The sequence below is a fragment of the Streptomyces sp. JLBG701 genome (genome assembly GCF_058544905.1).
Map to the genome: position 1 here is coordinate 2,405,920 of NZ_CM178588.1, position 20,641 is coordinate 2,426,560.

At 70.6% G+C, this 20,641-nt stretch carries 20 protein-coding genes; 11 read left to right on the forward strand and 9 right to left on the reverse strand.

Annotated features, from left to right (window positions below; genetic code table 11):
* Positions 1–2: 2 nt before the first annotated feature.
* From AC5DRG_RS11035 to mtnA, 3 genes are all read right to left on the reverse strand, one after another.
* Positions 3–875 carry a TIGR03620 family F420-dependent LLM class oxidoreductase gene (locus tag AC5DRG_RS11035; RefSeq protein WP_491809829.1) on the reverse strand — a complete coding sequence of 291 codons (873 nt, stop codon included), beginning with the start codon at positions 873–875 and terminating at the stop codon, positions 3–5.
* A gap of 69 nt (positions 876–944) precedes the next feature.
* The gene (locus tag AC5DRG_RS11040; RefSeq protein WP_491809830.1) at positions 945–1,277 is read right to left on the reverse strand and encodes an ArsR/SmtB family transcription factor; all 333 of its coding nucleotides are present in this window, start codon (positions 1,275–1,277) and stop codon (positions 945–947) included.
* Between the two features lie 40 nt (positions 1,278–1,317).
* On the reverse strand, positions 1,318–2,349 hold the full coding sequence (gene mtnA / locus AC5DRG_RS11045; RefSeq protein WP_491809831.1) for an S-methyl-5-thioribose-1-phosphate isomerase: 1,032 nt from the start codon (positions 2,347–2,349) through the stop codon (positions 1,318–1,320).
* A 291-nt stretch (positions 2,350–2,640) separates the two neighbouring features.
* Between mtnA and AC5DRG_RS11050 the strand changes: the two genes are divergently transcribed.
* The 10 genes from AC5DRG_RS11050 to AC5DRG_RS11095 all read left to right on the forward strand — a co-directional run bounded on the left by AC5DRG_RS11050 (position 2,641) and on the right by AC5DRG_RS11095 (position 13,720).
* Entirely contained in the window at positions 2,641–3,693 is a 1,053-nt protein-coding gene (locus AC5DRG_RS11050) for a BMP family ABC transporter substrate-binding protein (RefSeq protein WP_491809832.1), read from the forward strand.
* Positions 3,674–5,194, forward strand: coding sequence for an ABC transporter ATP-binding protein (locus AC5DRG_RS11055; RefSeq protein WP_491809833.1), 1,521 nt, complete (start codon positions 3,674–3,676; stop codon positions 5,192–5,194). The genes AC5DRG_RS11050 and AC5DRG_RS11055 overlap by 20 nt, the downstream gene beginning before the upstream one ends.
* A 1-nt stretch (position 5,195) precedes the next feature.
* A complete protein-coding gene (locus AC5DRG_RS11060; protein ID WP_491809834.1) occupies positions 5,196–6,242 on the forward strand; it encodes an ABC transporter permease in 1,047 nt (348 codons plus the stop codon).
* Positions 6,242–7,108, forward strand: a complete 867-nt coding sequence (locus tag AC5DRG_RS11065) for an ABC transporter permease (RefSeq protein WP_491809835.1) — start codon at positions 6,242–6,244, stop codon at positions 7,106–7,108. Before AC5DRG_RS11060 ends, AC5DRG_RS11065 begins: the two co-directional genes overlap by 1 nt.
* Positions 7,105–7,857: a nucleoside phosphorylase gene (locus tag AC5DRG_RS11070; RefSeq protein ID WP_491809836.1), complete on the forward strand. Its 753-nt coding sequence runs from the start codon at positions 7,105–7,107 to the stop codon at positions 7,855–7,857. The genes AC5DRG_RS11065 and AC5DRG_RS11070 overlap by 4 nt, the downstream gene beginning before the upstream one ends.
* Entirely contained in the window at positions 7,854–9,149 is a 1,296-nt protein-coding gene (locus AC5DRG_RS11075) for an amidohydrolase (RefSeq protein ID WP_491809837.1), read from the forward strand. The genes AC5DRG_RS11070 and AC5DRG_RS11075 overlap by 4 nt, the downstream gene beginning before the upstream one ends.
* Positions 9,150–9,231: 82 nt before the next feature.
* Positions 9,232–9,903, forward strand: coding sequence for a FadR/GntR family transcriptional regulator (locus AC5DRG_RS11080; protein ID WP_491809838.1), 672 nt, complete (start codon positions 9,232–9,234; stop codon positions 9,901–9,903).
* Positions 9,904–10,039: 136 nt separating this feature from the next.
* Positions 10,040–11,023: a PAC2 family protein gene (locus tag AC5DRG_RS11085; RefSeq protein WP_491809839.1), complete on the forward strand. Its 984-nt coding sequence runs from the start codon at positions 10,040–10,042 to the stop codon at positions 11,021–11,023.
* Between the two features lie 281 nt (positions 11,024–11,304).
* The gene (locus AC5DRG_RS11090) at positions 11,305–13,044 is read left to right on the forward strand and encodes a S8 family peptidase (RefSeq protein WP_491809840.1); all 1,740 of its coding nucleotides are present in this window, start codon (positions 11,305–11,307) and stop codon (positions 13,042–13,044) included.
* Positions 13,045–13,105: 61 nt separating this feature from the next.
* Positions 13,106–13,720 (forward strand): hypothetical protein, encoded by a 615-nt coding sequence (locus AC5DRG_RS11095; protein WP_491809841.1) that lies wholly within the window; start codon positions 13,106–13,108, stop codon positions 13,718–13,720.
* Positions 13,721–13,777: 57 nt separating this feature from the next.
* On the opposite strand, the gene mshC is transcribed toward AC5DRG_RS11095, so the two are convergent.
* The 4 genes from mshC to AC5DRG_RS11115 form a co-directional block, all read right to left on the reverse strand.
* Positions 13,778–15,007 (reverse strand): cysteine--1-D-myo-inosityl 2-amino-2-deoxy-alpha-D-glucopyranoside ligase, encoded by a 1,230-nt coding sequence (mshC, locus tag AC5DRG_RS11100; RefSeq protein ID WP_491813012.1) that lies wholly within the window; start codon positions 15,005–15,007, stop codon positions 13,778–13,780.
* A 95-nt stretch (positions 15,008–15,102) separates the two neighbouring features.
* The gene (locus AC5DRG_RS11105; RefSeq protein ID WP_491809842.1) at positions 15,103–15,936 is read right to left on the reverse strand and encodes an SCO1664 family protein; all 834 of its coding nucleotides are present in this window, start codon (positions 15,934–15,936) and stop codon (positions 15,103–15,105) included.
* Positions 15,900–16,490, reverse strand: a complete 591-nt coding sequence (locus AC5DRG_RS11110) for a DUF3090 domain-containing protein (RefSeq protein ID WP_491809843.1) — start codon at positions 16,488–16,490, stop codon at positions 15,900–15,902. Before AC5DRG_RS11110 ends, AC5DRG_RS11105 begins: the two co-directional genes overlap by 37 nt.
* An 84-nt stretch (positions 16,491–16,574) precedes the next feature.
* Positions 16,575–17,261, reverse strand: coding sequence for a histidine phosphatase family protein (locus AC5DRG_RS11115; RefSeq protein WP_491809844.1), 687 nt, complete (start codon positions 17,259–17,261; stop codon positions 16,575–16,577).
* A gap of 62 nt (positions 17,262–17,323) precedes the next feature.
* On the opposite strand from AC5DRG_RS11115, the gene corA reads away from it, so the two are divergent.
* Positions 17,324–18,322: a magnesium/cobalt transporter CorA gene (gene corA, locus AC5DRG_RS11120; protein WP_491809845.1), complete on the forward strand. Its 999-nt coding sequence runs from the start codon at positions 17,324–17,326 to the stop codon at positions 18,320–18,322.
* Between the two features lie 194 nt (positions 18,323–18,516).
* Here the strand turns inward: corA and AC5DRG_RS11125 are convergent, their stop codons facing one another.
* Positions 18,517–19,305, reverse strand: a complete 789-nt coding sequence (locus AC5DRG_RS11125) for a ferritin-like domain-containing protein (protein WP_491809846.1) — start codon at positions 19,303–19,305, stop codon at positions 18,517–18,519.
* Between the two features lie 224 nt (positions 19,306–19,529).
* Complete coding sequence (locus AC5DRG_RS11130) at positions 19,530–20,585, reverse strand: LLM class F420-dependent oxidoreductase (protein ID WP_491809847.1); 1,056 nt, start codon at positions 20,583–20,585, stop codon at positions 19,530–19,532.
* Positions 20,586–20,641 lie beyond the last annotated feature (56 nt).

The window sequence follows — 20,641 nt, forward strand, 5'->3', positions numbered from 1 at the left end:
TCTCAGCTCTGCCCGAGGAGTCCATCCCCCAGCACCCGCCAATGCCGCATCGCCGACTCCCCCGGCCGGACGCCGATCACCTGTACGGCCACGTGGTCGGCGCCGGCCTTCGCGTGTGCGTGGAGCTTCTCGACGACGGTGTCCGGGGTGCCCCAGAACACGAGGTCGTCGACGAACCGGTCGCTGCCGCCGCCGGTGAGCTCCTCCTCCGGGTAGCCCAGGCGGCGGAACTTGGCGAGGTTGTAAGGGGTGTTGAGGTACGGGTGCAGGTGCTCGCGTGCCGTCGCGCGGGCCTTCTCCGGGTCGGTCTCGAACAGCACGGCGTGTTCCACGGCCAGGAAGGCGTCCGGGCCGAGGATCTCCCTTGCCTGTGCGGTGTGGGCCACGGTGACGTGGTAGGTCTGGGCGCCGGAGGCGCGGTCGCGGGCGAGTTCGAGCATCTTGGGTCCATACGCGGCCAGGATGCGGCGGACCGGGGACTTGGGGGCGGGGTTGGGCGACTCCGTGTCGAGTGCGTCCAGTTCGTCGAGGTAGGCGGCCATCGCCGCCAGGGGTTTGACCCCCGGGCGCCGGTCGCCGAAGCCCAGGCCCAGTACATGCCGGTCGGGGTAGGCGTCGGCGAGGAGTCGGGCGGCGCCATGGGTCCAGCGGGCCTCACGGGACGAGATACGGGCGATGCCGTTCACGACGTAGAGGCTCTCGGTGTTCGCGAGCAGGTAGCCGGCGTGGGTGAACGCGTCGCGGCCGAGGAGTTCGGGGAACCAGAGCGTGCGCCAGCCCAGCTCCTCCAACTCCTGTACCGAATCGCGTAGTTGCGCGGCGGGCTGGTGCTCGAAGTCGAAGGTGTAGAGGCCGAACGCTCCCAGGTTCATCATGGATCGAAATATCGCAGAATCTCGATATGATGCGCAACACGAATCCCGGAGTTCCCTTACTCCCAACTCCTAGAGAGTCCGCCCCAGTTGAGCGACGAGTTCGGCGATGCGCTGCTCGTCGCGCTTGTAGTGGGTCCACTTGCCGACGCGGGTCGCCCGCACCAGCCCCGCCCGCTGCAGCTCGGCCAGGTACGCCGAGACCGTCGACTGGGCGAGCCCGGCCTTCGCCTGAATGTGGCTCACGCACACCCCGACCTCCGCCGGGTCGGCTATCGCCTGCTCCATCGGAAAGTGCCGCTCGGGCTCACGCAGCCAGGAAAGCAGCTGCAACCGCACCGGATTGGACAACGCCCGCAACGCACCGACCAGGTCGGGATCGGGTGAGGCCGCTGTCTCCGTCATGGATCCGGAGTATAGGTCGACACCCGAATCCCGCCCCCACCTAGAGCAAGCGCTCCCCCGGCAGCTCCCCCGCCGCCACCTCCAGCACCCCGCGCTCGGTCACCAGGCCGGTCACCAACCGCCCAGGCGTGACGTCGAACGCCGGATTATGTCCACGCGACTCGGCCGGAGCCGTGCGTACACCCGCCCACTCCAACACCTCGGCCTCACCACGGAGTTCGATATGGATGTCGTCGCCGGTCGGCGTCGAGAGGTCGACGGTCGTCGTAGGTGCGGCCACCAGGAACGGGATGCCGGCGTCCGCGCAGGCAAGGGCGACGCCCACTGTGCCGACCTTGTTCGCGGTATCGCCATTCGCGGCTATGCGGTCCGCTCCGACGATCGCCGCGTCCACCTCGCCACGCAGGATCGTGCCCGCGGCGGCCCCGTCGGCCTGGACGTAGTGCGGGATGCCTTCCTGGACCAACTCCCAGGCGGTCAGGCGGGATCCCTGCAACAGGGGACGCGTCTCGTCGGCGTAGACGACCTCCAGCTGGCCCCGGGCGTGGAGTTCGCGTATGACGCCGAGTGCCGTGCCCCAGCCGGCCGTGGCGAGCGCGCCCGTGTTGCAGTGGGTCAGGATCCTCAACGGCCGTTCCACGCCTGCCTTCTTGAGGAGCCAGTCGGCGCCGTGGGCGCCCATCGCGCGGTTCGCCTCGATGTCCTCGCGCTGGACGGCGGCGGCCTCGTCGAGGACCGCGTCGAGGCCCTCGGGGAAGCGGGTCATGACCCGGTCCACGCAGACCATGAGGTTGACGGCCGTGGGCCGTGCCTCACGGATGCGGGCGACGGCCTGGAGCATCTCGATGTCGGTCCAGCCCTCGCGCTCGCCCTGGAGCAGCACGATCGCGACCCCGTACGCGCCCGCCGCCCCGATCGCCGGCGCGCCGCGCACCACGAGCCGCTGGATCGCGTCGACCAGGGTGTCCACATCGTGGACAGCCACCGTCTCCGCGCGGTGCGGAAGAAGGGTCTGGTCGATGAGCGCGAGGCCGTCTCCGGTCCACTCGACGGCGCGCAATTCCTGGGACATAACGGGACACTCCTGCTGTTCCGATGGTGTCGGACACCGTACATGACCTCGAAGAACCACAGTTCGAGACAGTCGAGCAGGTGTCCAAAAACGGATGTTAGAGTCCAGCACCCGCAGCCCACTGGCCGAGACGAAGGAGGACGTGTTGCTGCTCACGACGCGTCGCTTCATCGACCACGGCCGCTGCGCCAGCGACGGCTGTCGACGCTGACCCGTCCCTCTCGGCGTCCCACACCCAACCCTCACGCGCTCCCGCCAGAGCGTGTTTTGCCGTATTCGGAAGGTCCCCCGATGCTCCGCAGATCCCGCCGCACCCTCCAGCTCGCCGCGGCCACCACCCTCCTCGTCACCGCCGCGACCGCCTGCAACGCCGCCGCGAAGAGCGACGAGTCCTCCGACAGCGCCGGCAGCAGCGGCAAGTCCTTCACCCTCGTCACCCCCGACGCCGTAGGGCAGAACGAGTTCCTGAAGCTCGCCGTCACCGGGGTCAAGGCCGCGGCGAAGCAGCACGACGGGGCGCAGAAGGTCTACGAGTCGACGGACACCGCGTCCCAGCAGCAGAACGTGCAGGCCGCCGTGGACGCCAAGCCGGACGTCATCGTCCTGGTCGGCTTCGAGTTCGCGGACATCGTCGCCCAGCAGGCGGAGAAGAACCCCGAGCAGCAGTTCCTGATGATCGACGCGTGCACCACGAAGACGTACAAGAACGTCAGTTGCGGAGTCTTCCGTGAGCACGAGGGTGTCTACCTGGCGGGCGCCGAGGCGGGCCTGCTGAGCGAGAGCGGCAAGGTCGGTGCGGTGGACGTGCTCGACACGCCCCAGTTCCGCCGCTTCAGCGACCCGTTCGCGGCGGGTGCCAAGAAGGTCGCCGCCAAGACGGAGACGTCGACGCGCTTCGTCGGCGGCCAGTCCCCGTTCGACGACTCGGCGCGCGCCAAGGAGCAGGCGAACTCCCTGCTCTCCAAGGGCTACGACCAGATCATGGCGGCGGCCGCGGCCGGCAACTACGGTGTCTTCGAGGCCGCCAAGGCCAAGGGCGCCTACGCGTACGGCGTGGACGTCAACCAGTGCCCCTCCTCCCCCGGCACGGTCGTCGACAACGTGATCAAGCGCACGGACATCGCGGTGGAGAAGGGCATCGAGACGGTGCTTGGCGGCACGACGGGCACGACCGTCTCGTACGGTCTGAAGGAGGGCGGCATCAGCCTCACCGGTCTTGAGGACGGCGTCGACGACTCCCAGTGCGTGATCGCCGACCACAAGGACGTCCTGAAGAAGGTCGAGGCGCTGCGCGACCAGATCGTGTCCGGAGAGCTGAAGGTCGATGACCCGGCCGCAAGCTGAACCAGCCGTCGAGCTCCGGGGAATCACCAAGCGGTTCCCCGGCACGCTCGCCAACGACGACGTCGACCTGACCGTCCGCCACGGCGAGATCCACGCCCTGATGGGCGAGAACGGCGCGGGCAAGTCCACGCTCATGTCGATCCTGTACGGCATGGAGCGCCCCGACGCCGGTTCGATCCGTATCGACGGGCGGGAGACGGACTTCGGCAGCCCCAGCGCCGCGATGGCCGCCGGGCTCGGCATGGTCCACCAGAGCTTCAAGCTGTTCGACTCGCTGACGGTCGCCGAGAACGTCGTCTACGCCGCCGAGCCGCGCCGCTTCGGCCTGGTGGACCGGGCCGCGGCCCGCCGCCGGGTACGCGAACTGGCCGAGGAACACGGCCTGTTCGTCGATCTGGACGCCCGGGTCGGCGACCTGCCGGTCGGGCTGCGTCAGCGCGTGGAGATCCTGAAACTCCTGCACCGCGGCGCCCGTACGCTCATCCTCGACGAGCCGACCGCCGTCCTCACGCCGGCCGAGGCGGACGCCCTGTTCGCGGTGCTCAAGTCGCTGACCGCACAGGGCCGTACGGTGATCCTCGTCACGCACAAGCTGCGCGAGGTCCTCGAAGGCAGCGACAACGTGACCGTCCTGCGCGACGGCCGGGTCGTCGCCCGTCTCGTCACCGCCGAGACCTCCGCCGACGAGATCGCGGCCGCGATGACCGGCCGGGCGGTGGACCTGGACCGGATCCACGCGGCGGGCACCGCCGCCGATGTGATCCTCGACGTCAAGAACCTCACCACGGACGCCGTGCACGACGTCGGCCTGACCGTCCGCGCGGGCGAGATCGTCGGCATCGCGGGCGTCGCGGGCAACGGCCAGAGTGAGCTGATCGAGGCGCTGGCCGGACTGCGCCCGGTCACGAACGGGCAGGTCACGCTCGCCGGGCGCGACATCACCCACGCCTCGGCCACCGAACGTCGCGCCCAGGGCCTGGCGTACGTCCCCGAGGACCGCCACGCGGTCGGTACGGCCCCTGCGGCGTCGGTCGCCGACAACCTCGCGATGGGCCACCACCGTACGACGCTCTCCGCACGCGGACTGCTGCCGCCCGCAGCTGTACGCGCCCACGCCCAGCGGCTGATCGAGCGCTTCGGCATCAAGGCGTCCACGCCCGACATACCGGCGTCCGCGCTGTCCGGCGGCAATCTGCAGAAGCTGCTGATCGGCCGTGAACTCGCCCATGACGCACCGCTGTTGCTCGTCGAGCAGCCCACCCGCGGTGTCGACATCGGCGCCATCCAGAACATCCACGACGAGATCGTCGCCTACCGCGACGCCGGTCACGCCGTCCTGCTCGTCTCGGCCGAGCTGAGCGAGATCCGCGGGCTCGCGGACCGGGTGCTGGTCATGTACGAGGGCCGGGTCACGGCGTCGTACGACAAGGACGAGGCGGACGAGCGGACGCTGGGGCTCGCGATGGCGGGCGGAGCCGTGGCTGTGGAGGCCGTCGACTGACATGAACAACCGGATATCGGGAGCCCTGCGCTCCCCCATCACCTTCTCCGTGCTCGCGGGTCTCGTCATCGGCGCGCTCTTCCTTCTCGGCACCGGCGCGGACCCGTTCACGGCGTACGGCGCCGTCCTCACGGGCTCGCTCGGCGCCGACGGCATCGGATCGACCCTGTCCACCGGCACCAGCGTGCTCGGCCTGGCGCTCGCGCTGGCCATCCCGCTGCGGGCCGGGCTCATCAACCTCGGCGGCGACGGGCAGATGGTCCTCGGCGGCATCACCGCGGCCCTGACCGGCCTGTACTCGCCGCTGCCGGCCCCGCTCACCGTCGTCCTGGCGCTGCTCGCCGGCATGGCCGTCGGCGCCGGGTACGCGGCACTGGCCGCCCTGTGCGAGAACCGGCTCGGCGTTCCGCTGCTGGTGAGCAGCCTGCTGCTCAGCTATCCGGCTGTGTCGCTGGCCTCGTACCTGGCGCGGTATCCGCTCAAGGAGCCGGGCTCCAGCCTCCCGCAGACGCGCGCGCTGCCGGACGGGGTGGCGCTGCCCTCCTTCGGCGACTCGACGGTCACCGTCGGCCTGGTCCTCGTCGCCCTCGCGGCGGCCGCCTACTGGTTCACGGACAAACGCACGGCCGTCGGCTACGAGATCCGCATGACCGGCCTCAACTCCCGCTTCTCCGCCTACGCGGGCGTCGAACGCAAGGGTCTGACCCTGCGCCTGATGTCGGTGTCGGGCGCGCTGGCCGGACTCGTGGGCGCGATCGGGGTGTTGAGCTTCCCGTACCGCTTCGTGGACGGCTCGCTCACCGCACCCGGCTACACCTGGACGGGACTTACGGCCGCGCTGCTGGCCGCCGCCGCGCCGCTCGGCACGGTGATCGCGTCGTTCTTCTTCGCGATCCTCCAGGTCGGCGGCCTCGCGATGGAGCGCACGACGGAGGTGCCGCGCGAGCTGACGCAGGTGCTCCAGGCGATCGTCATCGTGTTCCTGGCGGCCCGGCTGCACTTCCCCACGCGCCGTCCCAAGAAGCTCAGGCAGAAGGAGGCCGTGTGATGTTCTTCGACTCCGATCTGCTCATGTCGGCGCTGCGCGCGCTGACCCCGATCCTGCTGGCCGCGCTGGGCGGTGCCCTGTGCGAGCGGGCCGGTGTCTTCAACATCGGCCTCGAAGGCATGATGCTGATGGGCTGCTTCACGGCGGTCGCCACCAGCTGGTTCACCGGCAGCCCCTGGCTGGGTGTGCTGGCGGCGATGTTCGCCGCGGCAGCCTACTCACTGATCCTCGCCGTTGGTGCGGTAACTCTGCGCGGGGACGCGGTAGTTCTGGGCGTCGCCATGAATCTGCTGGCCGTTGGCCTGACCAGCTTCCTTCTGCGTACGGTTTTCGGTGTGCAGGGCACCTTCGACGACCCGTCGCTCGCCGGACTGCCACTGATCGGTGGCTTCACTCCGCTCGCGTATCTCTCGTGGATCGCCGTCGCCGTGGCCTCCGTGATGCTCACGCGGCATGTGTGGGGGCTGCGGCTGCGCGGGGTCGGCGAGGCGCCGGACGCGGCGGCCACGCTCGGGGTGAGCCCGGCGAAGTACAAGTACGCGGCCGTGCTGGCCTCCGGTGTGCTGTGCGGGCTCGCGGGGGCCCAACTCGCCCTCGGCAACGTCACGTTGTTCTCCGAGAACATGACGGCCGGTCGTGGTTGGATCGCGGTGGTCGCGGTCATGCTGGGCCGGGCCGTGCCTCTGGGCGTGCTGCTCGCCGCGCTGCTGTTCGGTCTCGCCGAGGCCGCCGGCTTCCGCCTCCAGGGCCTCGGCCTGCCGCAGCAGGCGACCGACGCGGCGCCGTACGTCGTCACACTCGGCGCCCTCTTCCTCACGACGGCCCGCCGCCGTCGCCGTACCACTCCTTCCGGAGCCGCCTCATGACACAGGACCTGCTGCCCATCACCCGAATACCGCGCACCGGACTCCCGCCGAACGCGCTGGTCGTCGGCGACCCGCTGCGCGCCGCGCTGATCGCCGCCCGGCTCGACGCGGTCAAGGAGGTGTCGTACCACCGCGAATACCGTGTGTTCAGCGGGAGTTGGAAGGACGTGCCGGTCACCGTCGCCTCGCACGGGGTGGGGGCGCCGGGCGCGATCCTGCTGTTCCAGGAGCTGGCGGACGCGGGGGTCCGCACGATTCTGCGGTTCGGTACGGCCGGTGCGATGAAGCCCGGGATCGGGGACGGCGATCTCGTCATCGCCGAGGCGGCCGTGCGGGACGACGGGGTCACCCAGCAGTTGCTGCCGCCGGAGTATCCGGCCGTCTCCTCGCCGGAGGCGGTGTTCGCGCTCCAGCGTGCCGCGCGTGCGGCCGGCGCCCCGCACCACCGGGGGATCGTGTGGACGCGGGCCGCGTTCCAGCCTGGCCTCATCCCCCTCTTCAATTACGACGGTGCCGGGCTCGCCGCCATCGAGATGGAGCTCTCCGCGCTGCTGGTGACGGCCTCGCTGCGTGGGCTCGTCGCGGGCGGCGTGTGTGTCATCGACGGTGCGAACGCCGACGAACTCGTCGACGAGCAGGCCACCGGCGGTTACAACCCGCACCGCGAGGTCGTCGCGGCGGGCGTCGAGCGGGGCGCGGAGGTTTCCCTGGAGGCGCTGCGGCTGCTGGCGGAGGGGAACGAGGCGTGAGCATCGACCTGTTGGTGCACGGCGGTGACGTCCTGACGGTGGACGAGGCCGGAACCGTCGTACGAGGCGGGGCAGTTGCCGTCCACGAGGGCGAGATCCTCGCCGTGGGGCCCGCCGAGGAGCTGCGGGCGCGGTACACGGCCGACGAGGAGATCGACGCCGAGGGGTGTCTGGTCCTGCCCGGGCTCGTCAACACGCACACCCACCTCGCGATGACCCTGCTGCGCGGCCGCGCCGACGACGTCACTCTCCAGGGCTTCCTGGAGCGGGTGTTGAAGTGGGAGGCCGAGCTGCTGGCGCCGAAGAACGTGGCGGCGGCCGTGCGGCTGGCGGTCGCCGAGAGCGTGCGGGCCGGGGTGACCTCGGCGCTCGACATGTACTGGTTCCACGAGGCGGCCGAGCAGGCGGCCCGGGAGACCGGCTGGCGGCTGCACACCGGGCCCACCTTCATGGACGTACCGGAGCCGCCCGACGGCATCGCCTATGAGGACCGCATGGAGTGGGCGCGCCGGGACCTGGAGGCGCGGGGCGCGGCACGTGCCGGGCACCGTCCGGTCGTCTTCGCGCATTCGGCGTACACCCTCTCCGCCGACCAGCTCGTCGAAGTCTTCGCCCTGGCCCGGGAGTTCGGAGCCCTCGTCCACATCCACGCGGCGGAGAACGCGACCGAGGTCGCCACCGTCGAGGTGCGCTACGGCAAGCGTCCCGTGGAGTTGCTCGACTCGCTCGGGCTCCTTGGTCCCGACGTGCTGCTCGCGCACGCCGTCGACCTGACCGGGCCCGAGATCGCGGCGCTGGCCCGCACCGGCACGTCGGTCGCGCACTGTCCGGTGTCCAACCTGAAGCTCGGCTGCGGAATCGCGCCCGTGCCGCGGCTGCTGAGCGCGGGCGTGACCGTGGGGCTCGGCACGGACGGGGCCGTCAGCTCCAACACGCTGGACGTGCTGGGGGCGGTGCGGCAGGCGGCGCTGGTCCACAAGGCGGGCGGCGACCCCACTGCGGTCGGCGCCGAGGAAGCCGTACGCATGGCGACGATCGAAGGCGCGCGGGCGCTCGGGCTCGGGGAGCAGCTGGGCTCGCTGGAGGCGGGCAAGCGGGCCGACCTGATCGTGCTCGACCTGGCCGCGCCGCATCTGCGCCCCCTGCACGACCCGTGGTCCACGCTCGCGTACGCGGCGCACTCGGCGGACGTACGGGACACCGTCGTCGACGGGCGGGTGCTGATGCGGGACCGGGCGCTGACGACGCTGGACGAGGCCGCGGCCATCGCCGACCTTGAGGCGGGCTTGTGAGCGGGCCCGTCTCTTGAGCCCTGTATGACCGCATAATGTCCTCAGACATCCGAGGTCCGATGTCTGAGGACAGGGAGGCACCATGGCAGTCACCGACGAGGCGATCGAGAAGATCAAGGGCATGATCGTCTCCGGCGCGCTGCGCCCCGGGGACCGGCTGCCCAAGGAGAGCGAACTCGCCGCCGAGCTCGGGCTGTCCCGCAACTCCCTGCGGGAGGCCGTGCGCGCCCTCTCCCTGATCAGGATCCTGGACGTGCGGCAGGGCGACGGAACGTACGTCACCAGCCTCGACCCGCAGTTGCTTCTTGAGGCGCTGAGCTTCGTCGTCGACTTCCACCGCGACGACACGGTCCTGGAGTTCCTTGCCGTCCGCCGCATCCTGGAGCCGGCCGCCACCGCGATGGCCGCCCTGCGGATCAGCGAGCAGCAACTGGACGCGCTCACCGCCCAGTTGGACAAGCTCGGCGAGGCCCCGTCGGTGGAGGAGCTGGTCGCCTGTGACCTGGACTTCCACCGCGGGATCGTGCAGAGCTCCGGGAACTCGGTGCTGTGCTCCCTGCTGGACGGCCTGTCCGGGCCCACCACCCGGGCCCGGATCTGGCGCGGGCTGACCCAGAAGGACGCGGTCGCCGGCACCCTGCGCGAGCACCGGGCCATTCTGGCGGCCCTGCGCGACCGGGACGCGGAGGCGGCGCGATCTTGGGCGACCGTGCATATCGCCAGCGTGGAGCAGTGGCTTCGCTCGACTCTGTGAGTTCACGGATGGGTGTCCCGGGGTGGTTGCCGGGGCAGTGATCCGTTCACTCCCCCGTGCAAGGGGGCTGCGGATGCCCCCGCGGCACGCCGTAAGGTTGGGGCGTACGCGAGAGCACGTCGGAAGGAGGCGCTGGGTGATCGAGCTCGAGGGGGTACCCGAGCTGATCGACCCGGTCATGGTGGCCGCGTTCGAGGGCTGGAACGACGCCGGCGACGCCGCCTCCACCGCGGTCGCGCATCTGGACAGAGAGTGGAAGGGCGAGGTGTTCGCGGCGCTGGACGCCGAGGACTACTACGACTTCCAGGTGAACCGCCCCACGGTGTGGCTGGACGGCGGTGTGCGAAAGATCACCTGGCCGACGACAAGGTTGTCCGTGGTGCGGATCGGCGGTGAGAAGCCTCGCGATCTCGTACTCGTCCGAGGTATCGAACCGTCGATGCGCTGGCGCTCGTTCTGCAACGAGCTGCTGGGCTTCGCGCACGAACTGGGCGTGGAGCTGGTCGTGATTCTGGGCGCGCTGCTGGGCGACACCCCGCACACGCGCCCGGTTCCGATCAGCGGCACCACGTCCGACCCGGACCTGGCCCAGCGCATGGACCTGGAGGAGACCAAGTACGAGGGCCCCACGGGCATCGTCGGCGTCCTCCAGGAGGCGTGCACCCACGCGGGCGTGCCGGCGGTCAGCCTCTGGGCGGCCGTACCGCACTACGTGTCGCAGCCGCCCAACCCGAAGGCGACGCTGGCCCTGCTCAACCGCCTTGAGGATCTGATCGACGTGCGCATCCCGCTGGGCGAGCTGCCCGAGGACGCGCGCGCCTGGCAGGTGGGCGTGGACCAGCTGGCCGCCGAGGACAGCGAGGTCGCCGAGTACGTGCAGACGCTGGAGGAGGCCCGGGACACCGCGGAGCTGCCGGAGGCCTCGGGCGACGCGATCGCCCGGGAGTTCGAGCGGTATCTGCGGCGCCGGGACAGCGGCGGCACCCCGCCCGGCGGGCACGCCACGGCGGACGGCAGCGACAGCTCGACGTATCTGCGCGACAACCCCAGTGGCCGCACCCGTCCCCCGAAGCCGCCGAAGCCGGGTGGCACGGACGACGAGGACACCTCCGAGGACTGACGGGTCGGCGAGACGAACTGTGGGCGGTACGCATCGGGCGTACCGCCCACAGTCGTTCAACGGCCACTCGCGCCCCAGCGCACGCCAGGCACCTCGTCAGCATTTGGCCTGATTACAACGTGACACGCCTTTAAGGCAATTCAGGCCAGATTGCACACGGTACCCAATTCAACTTGTTTTAAAACCGAGTTGACGAAAGCGGGGTGGACGGGTCGCCGTGGGAGTGCTTGGTTGGGCTGCGTGGACTTGGCACCCGCACGGACCGAAGGGAGCGGTACCCGATGACCGACCAGGTACAGCCGACGCAGGGCCCGGGAGCCTCCGGGCCGGGGCCCGACGGAGCGGGATTCACCTATCGAGGAGCCGAGCAGGAACTGATCGTCGTCGCCCGTCCCGAGGCCCGGCTGCGTGCCCAGGCCGAGGGCGTCCGTTCGGCGGCGGGCGCCGATGTCTCGGCCCTCAACATGTTCCTCAGTGACGAACAGGTCTCCCTGGAGCCGCTGTTCGGCAGCGAGGAGCGCCTCCAGCAGTCCGCGGTGCCCGGCGCCGAGAGCATGCCCGACCTCGGACTCTTCTACCGGGTACGCGGCGGCGAGAGCCGCGCCCAGGAACTGCGCGCACGGATCGCCGCGCTGCCGGGCATCGACACGTCGTACGTCAAACCGGGCGCCGTACCCGCCTCGTTGGGGTCGATCGGGCAGAGCCCGAGCGAGACCCAGCGGCTCAAGGAGGGGGCGCCGGTCACCCCCGACTACAGCAGTCGGCAGGGCTATCTGCGGCCCGCGCCCGAGGGCATCGACGCCCAGTGGGCCTGGCAGCGGCCCGGCGGTATGGGTCAGGGCGTGACCGTGATCGACGTCGAGGGCGCCTGGCAGCTCGGTCACGAGGACCTGTCCGGCAAGCTCGCCGGCGTCGTCGTCGGCACCCCGCTGACCGATGTCGCCTGGCGCAACCACGGCACCGCCGTGATCGGCGTGATCGGCGGCGACCGCACCGAGTACGGCGTGACCGGCATCGTGCCGGACACGGTGACCGCGGCCGCGTCCTTCCAGGGCATCGGCACGGCGGCCGCGATCCACGCGGCGGCCGACCGGCTCGGCCCCGGCGACATCGTGCTGATCGAACTCCACCGGCCGGGGCCGCGGTCCGAGCACGAACAGCGCGACGACCAGCACGGCTATGTCGCGATCGAGTGGTGGCCGGACGACTTCGCGGCCATCCGCTACGCGACCGCCAAGGGCGTCCTCGTGGTGGCGGCCGCCGGCAACGGCGGCGAGTCGCTCGACGACGCGATCTACGAGCGCCGCCCGGACGGGTTCCCGGAGTGGTGGCGCAACCCCTTCAACCCCTCCAACCAGTCCTCCGGCGCCGTCCTGGTCGGCGCGGGCGCTCCGCCGCCCGGCACGCACGGCCGCGACCACGGCCCGGACCGGTCACGGCTCGCGTTCTCCAACTACGGCTCCCGCGTGGACGCGCAGGGCTGGGGACGCGAGGTCACGACCACCGGCGGCTTCTGGGACCGGCCCGGCGATCTGCAGGGCGGGCCCGAGGAGATCGCCTGGTACACGGACACGTTCTCCGGGACCTCCTCCGCCTCCCCGGTGGTGGTCGGCGCGCTGGCCGCGCTGCAGGGCATGCTCAAGGCGGCCGGCCAGCTCCCGATGTCCCCCGAACGTGCCCGCGCGATGCTGCGGGCCACGGGCTCCCCGCAGCAGGACGCGCCGGGCAGGCCCGCCTCGCAGCGGATCGGCAACCGGCCGGACATCAAGGCGGCGGTGACCCATCTGCTGCCGGAGGCGGTGGGCTCGGGCCAGGCCGAGCGGTACTGGGACGAGCTGCTGCCCTACCCGCGCGAACTCCCGCCCAGGCTCCGGCTGTTCGTGGCCGGCAACTGGCGCAACCTCAACAACCCGTCCCCCGAGGTCCGGCAGGCGGTGCACGCCGCCTTCGCGGGCGGACGGCCGGACGTACGCGTCTGGTTCTCGGACGACGAGATCGTCGGCCTGGTCGTCACGGGCTGAGATCCCCCTCGTCACACACGACCCAACCATCGCTCAACGAATGACGGAAGGTGGCACCCGCATGAGCACCACTCCGCAGATGAGCCAACTGGGACAGCAATTCCCGAGCACGTCGCCCTTCCAGCAACAGCCCTTCCAGCAACAGCCGTACCAGCAACAGCAGGGCCAGCAGCAGCCGTTCGGCCAGCAGCAGGGCTACGGCCAGCAGCAGCCGTACGGGCAGCAGCAGCCGCAGCAGCCGTACGGGATGAGCGGCTCGCTGGAGCAGCTCCAGCAGCTCGGCCAGCAGCAGCCGTTCCAGCAGCTGCTCCAGCAACTGCAGCAGCAGCCGTTCGCGCAGCAGCAGGACCAGCAGGCTCAGCAGGCCGAGCAGCAGGTGCAGCAGCAGCTCCAGCAGGTCTCGCTGTCGGCGGTGCAGCAGGTCGTCCAACAGGTGCAGGCACAGGCCCTCGCCTCCGGTGTGGCGAACGGCTTCATCGACATCGTCCACCCGCTCCAGGGGCAGCCGCACCAGATCTTCCTGCGCATCAACAACCAGTTCCGGGTCCTCAACAACCCGAACCCGCAGATCCACCAGCAGATCCAGCAGGCCTTCGCGTTCGGCCACCAGGTCGTCGGCATCTGGGACACCCAGTCGCCGAACGTGCTGCGCAGCGTACGGATCCAGCGGATCTGACCTTTGTATGAGCAAGAACAGGGGCGCCCCCTCCGGCAAGGAGGAGGCGCCCTCTCCTTACAGAGCCACGCCCAACAGGGCGTCCACAGCGCGCGATACGACGCCGGGGGCGCCCTCGTCGCTGCCGCCCCGGTCCCGCTGGAGTGCCGCCCAGCGGTCGACCGCGGCGAGCGCGGCGGGGGCGTCCAGGTCGTTCGCGAGGGCCTCGCGGATCTCCGCGACGAGCGCCTCGGCGGACGGGCCGTCGGGCCGGGAGACGGCGGCACGCCAGCGGTCGAGCCGCGCGACGGCGTCCTCGAGCACCTGGTCGGTCCACTCCCAGTCGGCCCGGTAGTGGTGGGCGAGCAGGGCCAGCCGGATGGCGGCCGGGTCGACGCCCTCGCGCCGCAGCGTGGAGACGAAGACGAGGTTGCCCTTGGACTTCGACATCTTCTCGCCGTGCAGGGCGACCATGCCGGCGTGGACATACGCCTTGGCCATGGGGAACTCGCCGGTCAGCACCTGGGCGTGCGAGGCGCCCATCTCGTGGTGCGGGAAGGCGAGGTCGGAGCCGCCGCCCTGGACGTCGAAGCCCATGCCGAGGTGGTCGAGGGCGATCGCCACGCACTCGATGTGCCAGCCGGGCCGGCCGCGGCCCAGCGAGCCGCCGTCCCAGCTCGGCTCGCCCTCGCGGGCGGCCATCCACAGCATCGGGTCGAGCGGGTTCTTCTTGCCCGCGCGGTCCGGGTCGCCGCCGCGCTCGGCGGACAGCAGGCGCATGGCGGCGGCGTCCAGGTTGGACACCTTGCCGAAGTTGGGGTCGGACTCGACGGAGAAGTAGACGTCGCCCTCGAGTTCGTAGGCGGCGCCGGCGTCCCGCAGCCGCTCGACGAGCGGCACGATGCCGGGTATCGCCTCGACCGCGCCGATGTAGTGCTGCGGGGGCAGCATCCGCAGGGCGGTCATGTCCTCGCGGAACAGGGCCGTCTCCTTCTCGGCGAGGGCGACCCAGTCGATGTCGTCCCGCTCGGCCCGCTCCAGCAGCGGATCATCCACGTCCGTCACGTTCTGGACGTAGTGGACCTGGCGCTTGGTGTCGAGCCACACGCGCTGCACGAGGTCGAACGCGTTGTAGGTCGCCGCGTGACCCATGTGGGTCGCGTCGTACGGAGTGATCCCGCAGACGTAGATACGGGCGACGGGACCGGGGTCGAGGGAGACCAGTCCGCCGGTCGCGGTGTCGTGGATCCGGAGGTCGCGGCCCTTGCCGGGCAGGGCGGGGACCTCAGAAGCGGGCCAGGCATACATGCTCATGAGCGTAACCGGACGGAGTATCCGTATACGAACCGGACCAGGCCAGACGGCTGGATGGGCGCTCTTGCACCGTCCAGGCCAGTGTGCTCCTAGACCGGCGGCCACGGAATGGCCGGCCACTCCCCGCTGGGCTCGGGGTGCCTGCCCTGCGTGAGCAGCGTGCCGACACGCGCGCGTGTGGCGTCGAGTTCCGTCGCCGTGATGAGCGCGGCCAGCCGCCCGGCGAGCGCCCCGCCCGCCTCAAGGCCCTCCTGGAGCCCCTTGAGGATCTCGACGGCCTCCGGGGTGAGCGGCTCGCCCGCCCAGCCCCACAGGAGCGTACGGAGCTTGTTCTCGGCGTTGAAGGTGACACCGTGGTCGATGCCGTACAGGCGGCCCTCTTCGGCGGGCAGCAGATGGCCGCCCTTGCGGTCCCCGTTGTTGATCACGACGTCGAGGACGGCGAGCCGGCGCAGCCGCTGGTCGTCGGCGTGCACCAGGAGAGCCGTCTTCCCCTCGCCGACCTCGGCGAAGGCGATGGCCTTCCAGCCGGGGCCGGGTTCCTCGCCGTCGACGAGGGCGAGGAGTTCGCTGTCCTGGGGTACGGCCTCGATCCACAGCTGGCACATGCCCTCGCCGTAGGGCCCGTCGCGCAGCACGGTGGGCGGTACGAGGCCCCAGCCGGTCGCCTCGGAGACCTCGTACGCCGCGACCTCGCGCTGGGCCAGGGTCCCGTCGGGGAAGTCCCACAGGGGGCGCTCACCGGCGACGGGCTTGTAGATGCAGGCCGCTTCCCGGCCGTCGTGGGCGATCGTGCAGTACAGCGCCGCGTTGGACGCCTCGCGGATGCGTCCGCGTACGGTCAGCTCGCCCTCGGTGAGCAGCGCGACGGAGGTGAGGTCGGCCGTCACACTCCGCGGCGGTATCCGTTCTGGCGCGGACATACGTGTCCTTCCGGGTCGAGCGGGAGGCTGCACAGCGGGCAGGGCGGCCGGCCGGCGTTGACGACGTCGAGGGCGCGCTTGGCGAAGGCCCGGGCCTGTGCGCCGGTGAGCCGGACCCGCAGCATCGGGGGCCCGTTCTCCTCGTCCTGGAGGAGTCGCTCCTCGGCTTCGGCGAGGTCCTCCTCGGTGTCGGCGTCGAGCTCCACGAGGGCCTGCGCCTCGACGATCATGCGCTGCTCCTCGCCGTCCCAGGCAAGGGCCATGGTGCCGACGCGGAACTCCTCCTCGATGGGGGTCTCCAGCGGGGCCGTGTCGGTGACCTCCGTGGGGGTCACGGCAGGGACGGGGGCGCTGCCGCCGCTGCGGCGCACGACCTCGTCGAGAAGCTCGTCCATGCGTTCGGCGAGCGCGGCGACCTGGGTCTTCTCCAGGGCGACGCTGGTCGAACGGGGACCGGCGGTGGCCTGGAGGAAGAACGTACGGCGCCCGGGCAGTCCGACCGTACCGGCCACGAAGCGGTCCGGGGGGTCGTAGAGGAACACCTGACGGGACACGTCCTGTCTCCATGGGAATCTGAGATCGACATCGGAACCAACCACGGCACTACTGCGACCGCTTCACCCTACTGCGGCCGACGATCACGGTGCGCCCGCGCCGCCTCCGACTTGGGCGTCCTCGCCCGGAGGTTCCTCACGCGGCGCCAGGGAGGCGAAGTCACCGGTGTCCCCGAGGCGTACGAGAAAGGGCCTGAGGCGTGTGTAGCGGATCGCGGTGATGGAACACGGTTCAACGGAAATCCTCTGGAAGAGGTCGAGATGAAGTCCGAGTGCGTCCGCGACAAGGGACTTGATGATGTCGCCGTGCGAGCACATGAGATAGACGGCGTCACCGCCGTGCTCGCGCTCCACGCGCGCGTTCCACTCCCGCACCGCCTCGGCCGCGCGCGTCTGCATCGCCCGCATCGACTCCCCGCCGGGGAAGGCGGCGGCCGACGGATGCGCCTGTACGACCTCCATCAGCGGCTCGTCCATGAGCTCGGCGAGCTTGCGCCCCGACCAGTCGCCGTAGTCACACTCCGTGATCCGCTCCTCGGTGTGCGCGCGCAGCTCCGGCCGGGCGTCGAGGAGGGGCCGGATCGTCTCCCGGCAGCGCTGCAGGGGGCTGGTGACGACCTCCGAGATGGGCAGCTCGGCGAGCCGGCCGGGCAGCGCGGCGGCCTGCGCGGCACCTCGCTCGTCGAGCGCGACGCCGGGCGTGCGGCCGGCGAGCAGCCCCGAGGTGTTGGCGGTGGACCGTCCGTGCCGGACGAGGATCAGCGTGGGCATGCCGTCCAGCGTAGGCGCACGTCCGGGTGCGCTTGGCGGCGGACAGCGGGACAATACCCTCCGTGATCGTCGACTGCGCCATCTACCGCGACGGACGCCGGACGGAGGGGCCCGCGGACTTCTCCGACGCGCTCGACGCGTGCCGGATGGCGGGGAACGCCTTCGTCTGGATCGGGCTGTACGAGCCCACGGAGAAGGAGTTCGACCAGGTCACCGAGGAGTTCGGGCTGCATCCGCTGGCCGTCGAGGACGCCGTCACCGCGCATCAGCGGCCCAAGCTGGAGGTGTACGACGACTCACTGTTCATGGTGCTCAAGCCCGTCGGGTACGAGCCGAAGGCCGACATCGTCTCCTCCGGCGAGATCATGGTCTTCATCGGCAACTCCTTCGTGGTGACCGTGCGGCACGGCGAGGAGGCGCCTCTCGCGGCCGTACGGCAGCGGCTGGAGTCGGAGCCGGAGATGCTGCGGCACGGGCCCACAGCGGTGCTGTACTCGATCGCGGACGCCATCGTCGACCACTATCTGGTGGTCGCGGGCGAGCTGGGCACCGACCTGGAGGAGCTGGAGGCCGAGGTGTTCTCGCCGCACGGCGGAGGCTCGCGGAACACGGCGTCGCGCATCTACAACTTCAAGCGCCAGGTGCTGGAGTTCCGCAGGGCCACGGGCCCGTTGGCGCAGCCGCTGGCCCGGCTGGCGGGCGGCGGCCTGTTCGGCGTGCGGGTGCCGTTCGTCCACGAGAAGGCCCAGCCCTTCTTCCGCGACGTGAACGACCACCTCACGCGCGTGAACGAATCCGTCGAGGGCCTGGACCGGCTGGTCTCGGACGTCCTGTCGGCCCATCTCGCGCAGATGAGCGTGCGGCAGAACGACGACATGCGAAAGATCTCCGCGTGGGCCGCCATGGCCGCAGTCCCCACGATGATCGCGGGGATCTACGGCATGAACTTCGACCACATGCCGGAGCTGCACTGGCTGTGGTCGTATCCGGTGCTGATCGGGGCGATGGCCGTCCTGGAGATCCTCCTGTACCGGCTGTTCAAGCGGCGCGGCTGGTTGTAGCGGCCCTCAGGGCCTGTCCGGCGGATCCTGTCGCGGAACGCGGGGTCTGGCACGCCCATCTGCCGCGTTGTCGTCACTCGCCGACGCTCCGCGTCGACTCCCTCCTCCGCCTTGCAGCTGCACGCACCAGACCCCGCTCACCCGCGTTCATGAGATGCCGTCACTTTCCCGCGACCTGATCCGCCGGACAGGCCCTAGGCGAACTCGGGGGCCGCGGCCGCGGGACCGCCCAGGGCGTCGCGGCGCTCGGGCATCCGCAGGGAGACCATCCGCCGCCACCCCGCGGCACGCTCATAGACGTACACCGCGTGGATGCCCGCCGCGAGCACCGCCGACTTGGCCGCCGACCAGCCGAGGATGCGCCCCATGTGGGCCATCACCGTGAGGCTGACATCCCGGTAGATGCGGATCTCCGCGAGCGCGGCCTCGCGGAGCGTCTGTTGGATGGCGCGGCCGTGACCGGCTGCGGCGAAACGCAGCAGCTCCTCGTGGCAGTAGGCGAGGTGGTTGTCCTCGTCGCTGGAGATCATCTTCACCGCGCGGCCGATGTCGGGGTCGTCGGCGAAGTGCTTGCGCAGCAGTTCCATCTGTTCGGAGGCGCGCTGCTCGGTCACTCGGCTGTGCGCGAGATAGGCGACGATGTCCTGCACGGTCAACGGCTCGTCGCTCTTGAGCTTCTCGTGGGCGAGGCCGATGCCGTGCTTCTCCAGGAGCATCGTGTAGTCGGTGTCGTGGGGCACCTCGACGGGGTCGAGGCCGCGCTTCTTCATCAGGGCGTTGAAGATCCGCCCGTGCTTGTCCTCGTCCGCGCCATGACGGGTGATCTTGGGGGCGAGTGCGCGCTCGCTCTGCGGGACGAGCGCGGCGATACGCGCGTTCTCCCAGCCGCCCTGCGACTCCCCGCTGGCAGCGATGGAGCAGAAGAGCCGGAAGGACTCGTCGTTGTCGATGATCTCCTGGAACAGACTCTTGGCCGAAAGCATCTGAGGCACCTCTCTGGAGGAATCCGCAAAGAACGAGTCAAATGCGGCGCGAGGGGTGCTGCAACAGCTGTGTCGGACAACTCCGCCAAAAGGAGGACTGCCGGGGTCAGGTCGGGGGCGTAACCGCTTGGGCTCCGGCGCGTTGTTCTACGTGACGGCCGTGGCGGGGAAGACCCCCGAGCCCCCACCACGGCCGCAGAACTTCTCCTTGAGCCTGCCTCGTGTTACGCGAGGCCCGCCCGCTCCAGGGCCTCGGTGCCGGCGCGCAGGGAGGCGAGCCGCTCGTCCAGCGTGAAGCCCGCGGGGGCGAGGGTCAGGGTGGTGACACCGGCGGCCGCGTAGGCCTTCATCCGGTCCGCGATGCGGTCGACGGAGCCGAGCAGCGTCGTCTGGTCGATCAGCGCGTGCGGGATCGCGGCTGCGGCGCCCTCCTTGTCGCCGGACAGGTACTTGTCCTGGATCTCGGCGGCTTCCTTCTCGTAACCCATGCGCTGGGCCAGCTGGTTGTAGAAGTTCTGCTTGCGGCTGCCCATGCCGCCGACGTACAGCGCGGTGTACGGGCGGAAGGTGTCGGCCAGCGTCGGCACGTCCTTGTCGTCGCCGACGGCGAGCGGGAGGGTCGGGCAGATGTCGAAGCCGTCGAGGGTCTTGCCGGCCTTCTCGCGGCCCGCCCGCAGGTACTGGATCGCGGTGTCCTCAAGGTGCTCGGCGGAGGGGAAGATCAGCAGGGCGCCGTCGGCGATCTCGCCGGTCTGCTCCAGGTTCTTGGGGCCGATCGCCGCGATGTACAGCGGGATGTGCTCGCGCTCCGGGTGCACCGTCAGCTTGATCGGCTTGCCCGGGCCGCCGGGCAGCGGCAGCGTCCAGTGCTGCCCCTCGTAGGACAGCCGCTCACGGCTCATCGCCTTGCGTACGATCTCGACGTACTCGCGGGTGCGGGCCAGCGGCTTGTCGAACTTGACGCCGTACCAGCCCTCGGAGACCTGCGGGCCCGAGACGCCGAGGCCCAGGCGGAAGCGGCCGCCGGACAGCGAGTCGAGGGTCGCGGCGGTCATCGCCGTCATCGCGGGCTGGCGAGCCGGGATCTGGAAGATGGCCGAGCCTACGTCGATGCGCTCGGTCTGGGCGGCGACCCAGGTGAGCACGGTGGCCGCGTCGGAGCCGTAGGCCTCGGCGGCCCAGCACACGGCGTAGCCGAGGCGGTCGGCCTCCTGCGCCACGGCCAGATTGTCCGCGTCCATTCCGGCACCCCAGTAGCCGAGGTTGATCCCGAGCTGCATGCCGCTCCCCTTACCGATCAGTAACGTCGCTGTTCCGACGACAGTAGCGCGGGGGC